Genomic DNA, 9,002 nt, shown 5'->3' on the forward strand with positions numbered 1-9,002 from the left:
CTGCAACACCTCCATCGTCGCCTGATTTTCCGGGTTCCCTATTGCGTCCCAAGTACGATTTGTATTTATCGTAACCATCTACTACAATAATTCCTTTTTCGCCATAGAAAATATTACCAACAGTTGCACCTTCTTCGGTATTGGTACACCACGGACGTACTTCAAACTGGATGATCTTATCTTCATCAGGATAATGATAAATTGAAGTCAACACTTCAGGTACCTCTTTACAATCGTTCCAAAGGAATTTGCCCCCCATCGATGTAATTTTTGTAGGTAAACCAACATCCAGTCCCCACATGCATAAATCGGTTTCATGAATTCCCTGGTTACCCACATCGCCGTTTCCATAATCCCAGTGCCAGTGCCAGTTGTAATGCACAAGGTTTTTAGTGAATGGTCGTTTAGGTGCCGGTCCGGTCCACAGGTCGTAGTCCAAACCATCGGGAACAGCCGAAAATCCCTGGTCGCCAATGTCGCCTCTCCAACGGAAAACCAAACCACGCGCCATATAAACACGACCGATATAACCATCGCGCATTAACTGAATAGCTTCATTTACGGCCGGCGAACTGCGTAATTGTACTCCATGCTGAACAATACGATCGTACTTTTCGGCAGCTTCCACCATTTTTCGGCCTTCCCAAATATTATGAGAACCCGGCTTTTCAACATAACAGTCTTTTCCGGCCTGACAAGCCCAAATTACAGACAATGCATGCCAATGGTTTGGCGTAGCGATACTAATCACGTCAATGTCTTTGTTGTCCATCACCCTGCGAAGGTCTTGCTCTAAAGCCACATTATCACCGTACTTCTCTTTAAACTCTTTCTGTCTATTTTTAAGAATATTCATATCAGGATCACACAAAGTAGTAACCTGAACATTGTCCTGTGCCATAAATCCCTGAACATGACTTTTACCACGGCCGTTCAATCCGAGTACGGCTGCATTAATACGGTCGTTTGCACCGAATACTTTTGCTGAAACAATTGTTGGTGCTACAATGGCTACAGAGCTTGCTGCAGCAGTTTTTTTGATAAATGATCTTCTTGATTCTTTCATTTTATTGGTTTATGTTGGTTTAACTTGTGAATGAATACCGTTAACGCTAACGGCATATAAATCTATTAACTTTATTCCAAAGAATTAACAACATTCGTATGCCTTTCAGCATATTATAAAAATTAGCTGGTTGCATAAAAGCAGAAATTCTTGATTGCGTTAAGTCTCCGGATCAGCTAAAACTCAATTTGACCTTATTGATATGATCTTTACCTTTTTACGAATTGGAAGTCGTTAGAATATTTCGGCTAGAATCCAACCTTTAAATTACTAATCCTGTGCTTTTAAGAACGAGTAGAAGATGCCATAAAAAACGAAAAATTAAAAGGGATCGCAATCCGAAAACTGCAATCCCTTCATAAAAATCTAACCAAACTAATTAATCAGAGCAAACATTGACTATCGACAGCTCTGATCCGTTTTTATTTTGTTAAGAAAGCGGATAACCAGCATTTTGTGGATATTCGTTTGATGAACGGTCGATCTGATCCTGAGGAATAGGGACGAACGACATGATAATCCTGCAAAAAAACTGCGCGTACCGGTTGATTTTTTTAATTCTACTTTAGTTGAAAAAATACTCACCTGCTAAATTTAGCAGGTGAGTTATAATACAGGTTATTCTCCCTCTCCAATTGCCTCCATCGGGTCAATATTTGGTTCACCCGCAGGTTGCACTACATGAGTAAGAGGCTCGATGTTATTTTCAGAACCATCGTATCCGGTAGTTTGGTTTAAAACCGCACCCACATTACCAATTAGATAATTTTCATATACCGGCCACCAAATATGTTTTGGATCCATTGTATATTTTGTGGTTGGATAGGTTGCCCAAGGAATCTCATCTCTGAAGAAATTGTTTTTTTCCATCTGTCTGTCGTAGTAAAAGCTGCCGGCAGATAATGATTTTTCCATGTCAACTCCGTCCCACGAATAGGTTTTACCATTATAACATGGTTTACCTGATTTAGCAAAGGCTACTGATATGCGTACCAATTCGTCGTGGCGGTATTCCTCTCCCCACAATTCACGGGCACGTTCATCCAGAACAGCTCCAATACCTGCAGCCTGAACATCGGCAACAGTATACATGTATTTTGAATTCGAACGTTCGCGAATTGCATTTATGTCATCTGCCGCGCCGGCATAGTTATTCTGCCAGATACGAGCTTCGGCCCTTAAAAGGTAAGCTTCAGCTTCACGATAAATATACATATCCGCTTTCCCGCCATCCTGTCGTGCTACGTTATCTTCAATGTTTGGCGCATAGAATTTATAAAACGGGTAGCCAAACCAGCAACGAATGGTATCTTCGCACAACAATACATCATCATGATAAAGTTTTAAATTTTTCAAAAACCATTCTGTTCCTTCAAGATCAGGATTGTCATAAATCATCATATCCATGTCAACCCAGTTTCCTCTTTTGTGACGGTAGTCCTGACGGTCGTCTTCTCCGTCCACGTTCCAGATTTCATATTCTGCATAATTTGTTGGGCGGGTAAATCCTACTCCACGTCCCCATTTATGCATTTGTTTCGTTATTTCATTCTGTTGTATGTTCATTCCGGGTTTTGCTCCTAATGGAGGAGCTTTAATACCTTTGTTTGTACTAACATACCAGGGACCCCATGCACGAATACGTGCTGATCTTCCCTGACCGCCGGAGCCTGACCATCCTTCTTCATTCACAACTGTAAAAATGCCTTCCGGGTTTTTTACTCTGTTATCATTTGCTGCTGTATGAAGAAGATTTACAGGGTCAGCAGGCTGATTACAATCCCATCCCGGAATTAGTTCACCAGTGTATGGATTTTGATTATTACCCACCTGAACAAAATCAACCCCTGAAGCATCAACATCCGCCTGTGTAAACAGATGTGATTCCGGATCATCAATCACCTTTGTCATCATCGCTTCTGCATCTGCAAATCTTGCATTTAATGTGTAATACTTGGCAAGCAGTATTCTTATTGCATCAACCGGTGGCTGGCCAATGGGTAGCTGACTTTTGGGTTTTACCCATTGTTCTGCCCATTCAAGGTCGGCAATCATCTGATCCCATATTCCCTGTTGGTAGAAGGCTTTAAAATCTTGTCTTGCTTCAGATATAACAGTTAATGGCACTGCAACATTTCCAAATTGCATGGTAAGCTGCATAAAGAAGAACGCGCGGGCAAAGTAGGCTCTTCCCAACAAGTCGTTTCTTTCAGGATTACTAGCGCCACCCTCCCAATCAGGAATGTTTATGTTATCGATTACTGTATTGGCATTTTTAATTTGCTTGTAACTTTCGATATAAAAATTCAACATACGTCCTGCATCATTGTTCCTTGTATTTTGCGGAGTAGCATAAATTCTCATATCAACTCCTGGTGAGTCAGGTTTGTCAGTAGCGGCAATAACGGTTGTTTCACCCATATTGTGATTAAACATCAACTCGCGGGTATCGCCGTTCCACTGATTAAAAATACCTTTAAGAGATGCGTCTAACGCGGTTTGTAAGCCCGCTGCATTAACAAAGGTATTCTCAGGGCTTAGAGTTGATAATGGGTCTTGCTGCAGAAATTCCTCATCGCAAGACATTGTTAAGCTCAATATTAGAACCAATATTAAACTCGATATATTTCTTGTTCTTTTCATTTCAAATAATTTTCAATTATAAGTACTCTCTATAAAATTACATCCTTTTTCAATTACATTGCAAAGTTTATACTAAATGAATAGGTTCTTGGCATTTCTCTTGTTGATTCAGGATCGCCATCATTCCATTTAGTGAACACTGCAGCATTTTCAATGGTAAATGCAACACGAGCGCTACTACCGTTGATCGCATTAAGCCATCGAGATGGAACATTATATCCCAGAGAGATATTTTGAATCCTCAGGTATGAGCGATTTTCGTAGTATTGAGCACCTGCCAGGTTAATTGAATTAATTCTGGCTCCATTGTCAATCTGGTTATTCGGAGTCCAGTAAGGAATTTTATACCAGTTGCGGTTTTTAATGTATTCCTGCTGGTTATTAAATGGCCATTGTGAACCGCCTTTATAACCTAATTTTGCCAAAAGCATTACGCCTAAATCAAAATCTTTGTAAGTAAAGTTATTGATAAACGAGCCATACCATGGAGGGGCAGAATTTCCCTGGAAAACTCTGTCTTTTGAATTGATTGTTCCATCGCCGTTTTGATCAACATATCTAAAATCACCCGGATACAATCCATATTTAGCAGCTTCTTCTTCTTCACCAATTTTATAAACACCGTCTAATTCGTAATCGTAGATTACGTCTTTATTTTCGCCTATAAACCAGCCGTTCGAAATATCATCCGGCTCGGCCATGTAGGTGTTTCCATCCTCATCAACCATTTCAACTTTCTCGCCTGTTAACGATACGATTTCATTGTTGTTGTAACTAAGATTGAAATTAGATGTCCATTTGAAATCAGAATTCTCGATATTGATAGTATTAACCGACAATTCAACACCACGGTTTTTCAAACTTCCTACATTCGTTGTGATGGTTTCAAATCCGGTAAGCACAGGTAACTTTTTATCTAATAGAAGATCGGTGGTTTCTGAGAAATAAACATCAATAGAACCTCTTACTCTTCCGTCCCAAAAACCATAGTCTACCGCATAATTGTATGACTTGTTTTTTTCCCAGGCAAGGGTTGGATTGGCCATTCGGTTAATGTATAAGTACGGAGCAGTAAAGTAACCACCATCATAGTTCAGGTATTTATTGTCGCTAAGTGTGGCATAAGCGGCATATGCCCCTAAACCACTACTGTTACCATTTACCCCCCAGCTTGCACGAAGTTTCAGGAACGAAAGCCACGTAGGTGCACCCTCCATAAAACTTTCGTTTGAAATTGTCCAGGCACCGGAAACTGATGGGAATACTGCACGTTTTGTATCAGAACCAAATCGCGAATAACCATCCTGACGGACTGAAGCTGAAAGATTATAACGGTTGCTAAATGCATAATTCAAACGTCCCATAAGGGCATCCCTTGTTATCACCTGGTCATCTGAATCAACTGAAGGAGCAAGACCAAATGCTAACCCGGCCCATCCGAGTGCTTCAGTTGGTGAGAACTGCTCAGCTTGAGCCCTGGTATACCATAACTTGTTTTTTTCTGCGTTTATTAAACCGGTAAAATCCAAACGGTGCTCTCCAAATTCTTTGCTCCAGTTAATTATGTTATCCATTTGCCACTCAAAACCCTGATTATGCTCTCTTCTTGCAAAACCTCCGTGGTTGAAATTTGGATTAGCACTGTCTTCATAATACAGTCTTTTCCGGAAATCCAAACGGGTGGTAAACCTTGAAGTTATTGTAAAACCAGCGGGGAGAGTAAGCTTTGCATACATGGTTGGAAAAATCCGGTAACGGTCGTATTCCCTTGTTGTATAGGCAGGATTCAAAAACGGATTTCCGCGGTTTGAACCTGCACCCGCTGTTTTTAAGTATTCCCTCGGATACCTGTTAGGCAAGTCACCGATCGTTGGCATATTTTCGTTGTATACAATATTTTTCCATGGAGAATCATAAGGCGAAGACGTGTAATATCCACCATTGTCAATTGGTACTTGCCCTTCATCCTGGTAAGCAAAGTTGGCATTTATTCCAATGTTAAGAAAATTGGTTGCTTTCACATCCAGGTTTAAACGGGATGTAACGGTTTTAAACGTTTCTCCAACCTGAACCGATTCATTGTCGACATAACCAAGCGACCAGTAATAAGACACAGTTTGACTCCGTCCGGAAACACTCAGGTTATAATCCTGGCGTTGACCGGTATGAAACATCAATTCATCCCAATCAAATCCCCTGCCCAAAAAGTAATTTTCTTTTTCGTTGGGTTCAAAATTAAACTGGTCGAGCCATGCTTCTGTTATTGCATCAGGATTTGTTTCTCCGGGAATTCCGTTGGCGTCCAGCCAGTCGTCCTGGTATTCGGCAGGCACGTCATTATAATTTTCATATTTCGACCATGGATCTTGTGTCAAACTGTTAATTGATTCATTCATATCAATCAGCCAGTCAAACACCTCGCCGGCATTATATGACTCAAAATGTTTTCCGCGGGTAACAAGCCCCCATTGAGCGCTGGCAGTAATCGTTGCTTTTCCCAATTTCCCTTTTTTGGTGGTGAACACAATTACACCGTTGGAGGCACGCGAACCGTAAATAGAAGCTGCACTTGCATCTTTCAATACATCCACAGATTCAATATCGTTAACATTAATTTCAGCAATGTCACCATTAAAAATTACTCCGTCCAGTACAATAAGCGGACGGTTTGCTGATTTTTCAGCATCATTATCAGCTTTAATTGTATTGTCACCACGAATAAAAAATTCAGGAGCATCTTTTGCACTTGTGCTGTAACCCATTTGTAATCCGGGTACAGCTCCGCGTAACAATTCCTGAACGTTTGATGGCTGAAATTTTTCCATCTCTTCTGTGTTTACACTAACAATAGAACCAGTCATGTCCTTTTTTCGCTGGGTACCGTAACCAATAGCTACAACTTCTTCTAAACCAATTGCATCAACTTCCATTGCTACATCAATATTGGTTTGATCCCCAACCACAATTTCCTGGGTTTTCATTCCAACAAATGAGAAGGCAATTGTGGCATTGTCTGGAACTTCAGACAGGGTGTATTCCCCATCGACATTTGTGACTGTTCCGATTGTGGTACCTTTTACAACAATTGTAGCTCCAACGATAGGAGCACCATTGGCATCATTTACAGTACCTGTGAGCGTTTTTTGCTGGGCAAATGCCCCAAGTTGAGAGATCAGAAAAATCCCAACTAAAAATAACCTTGTTAAACTTACCGTTGGCAAACTAAACAAAGTTCTTTTTGTCTTGCTTTTTTTCATACGTTTTAGTGTTTAATTAGTAAATAAATAGATATTTATAAGCAATTAATTTTATGTCGAATACAGCTTCAGTAACTATTTTCTGAACATAAACCTTTACACTTTAGCAAAATCCGTGTGCGTTAACGGATTGATTCGTGTCCCAATCTGATCTATTTCAGATTAATGAAAATGGTAACGAATAAAATACTAATGTATAATGGGGTAGAAATTTTTTACCTGCTTTTTGGTGCTAACTTTATTAAATCATGCAAACAGCCAAAATTGGATTTAAGTTCTTTTTTCATAAGTCAAGTTTTGTTAGAGTTTAGTTTAAAAAAGTATAAATAAGTTTAGTTTTTCGTTGCGTTAACGTTAACGATTTAACAAAATAATGTTATTGAACGCAGGAATCCAAATATAAAAACATGCTCTTTAACAGCATATTATATCTTTTAAAACGTAGAAGATGCCATAAAAAACGAAAGGCCGGTTCAATAACCAGCCCTTTCTCAATCAACCTAAACCTAAACTAAACCAAAAACCAAACCATCTTTTATGGTATGTAAATCTTTATGAAAAAAGATTTGTAACAGTAAAACACCAGTTGGTTAAAAAGGTTTATCGAATTGTATTTTTTTTTGTTTGAACACCAGGAAATTTCTCGCAGATTCCGCTGATATCCGCAGAATTAGTCCTGTTATCTCTGTCGTATTTTATGCGCTAAGCGCGTTGAGAGCAACATATATATTTTAATTTTTTTAAATTATTCTGAGACATCTGATAGCACATCCATTTTCAATATGAATGATTCGAGTCCTGCCAATTCCAGTTCAACCTTACCTTTTCCGTTTTTCACCTCCAGTATAAATTCTTTTCCGCTTCCAAGGTGGTCAGTCAGGTTATACAAACCGTCAGTTAAATGCATGGCCTTTAGTGTTTTTTCATCCAGTTTCAATTGAAACTTGTGCGAAACTTCTTCGAAGTTACTCACCACAATCAAACGGTTATCGCCTTGCCAACGCACGAAAGAAAATACCTTGTCGGTGTATCCTTCTGTATTTTGCCTATTGTACGAGTGAATTTCTTTGTATTTGCCCATCAATGCTGCCGATTGGGCGGAGAAACTCAGTAGCGTTTTATAGAATTCGTTTAATTCTTTTTCTTCCGGTGTTGACTGACCTCCATCAAATTCTCCATTATTCATCCAACGTTGATGTGCCGGTACACCGCAGTAATCAAAAATCGAAGTTCGTGTTTCATCGCCAAATCCCCTATCGCCATCGCCGGGTTCGCCCACATTTTGTCCAAAATAAATCATGGTTGGCGAAGTACTCAAACAGGTTGAAACCACCATCGCCGGTTTCCCTTTTTCAGCTTTTCCGGCAAAATCGACACTGGCAATACGTTGCTCGTCGTGATTTTCCAAAAAGTGCAACATGTGATGTTCAATATCTTCCAGTCCATCGTAAATCGCTGGCAAATTATCAGTGCTTCCATGCCCCTGCATAACGTGTTTCAGCGTGTCGTACAATTCCACTTTGTCGTACAGGTAATCCATTTTCCCTTTGTGGATATAATCGCGGTAAAGGGCCGGATTATAAACTTCTGCCAGTAGAAAAGCATCAGGATTTTTCATTTTCAATGCAGAGTTCATGTAACTCCAGAATTCCACCGGAACCATTTCAGCCATATCATAACGAAAACCATCCACTCCTTTTTCCATCCAGTAAATAGCAATATCCCTGAACTTCGTCCACGAATCCGGCACATCTTTATCTTGCCAAAATTCAAAATGAGCTTTATAACCTTCCCTGTCAAAACCTTCAGGCAACACATCGAAATCATAAGTTCCATCGGGTTTTACACCATAATTTACTTTTACTGTTTCGTACCAGTCATAAAATCCGGGTTGCGCTAGGCGTGCGCCATTACCGGTCCACTTGGCCGGATTTTCATCAAACTTTCCATCCGAAAGCGGGTGATCATCGCCTCCCAAAGGTTGGTAACCGTTCAAAAATTCCGGCACCTGAAAGGCTTCGCCGGGGATGTAATAA

At 40.0% G+C, this 9,002-nt stretch carries 4 protein-coding genes; all 4 read right to left on the reverse strand.

From position 1 onward, the window contains the following. On the reverse strand, positions 1-1,066 hold a 1,066-nt coding region (locus ABZB17_RS16600), incomplete at its 3' end, for a Gfo/Idh/MocA family protein (protein WP_372651711.1). 618 nt (positions 1,067-1,684) lie between these two features. Beyond that, positions 1,685-3,709 carry a RagB/SusD family nutrient uptake outer membrane protein gene (locus ABZB17_RS16605; RefSeq protein WP_372651714.1) on the reverse strand — a complete coding sequence of 675 codons (2,025 nt, stop codon included), beginning with the start codon at positions 3,707-3,709 and terminating at the stop codon, positions 1,685-1,687. A 53-nt stretch (positions 3,710-3,762) separates the two neighbouring features. Further along, positions 3,763-6,966 (reverse strand): SusC/RagA family TonB-linked outer membrane protein, encoded by a 3,204-nt coding sequence (locus ABZB17_RS16610; protein ID WP_372651717.1) that lies wholly within the window; start codon positions 6,964-6,966, stop codon positions 3,763-3,765. A gap of 745 nt (positions 6,967-7,711) precedes the next feature. Continuing rightward, a partial coding sequence (locus ABZB17_RS16615; RefSeq protein WP_372651719.1) for an alpha-amylase family glycosyl hydrolase occupies positions 7,712-9,002 on the reverse strand: 1,291 nt, incomplete at its 5' end.

The organism is Draconibacterium sp., assembly GCF_041583095.1.
Taxonomy (GTDB): Bacteria; Bacteroidota; Bacteroidia; order Bacteroidales; family Prolixibacteraceae; genus Draconibacterium.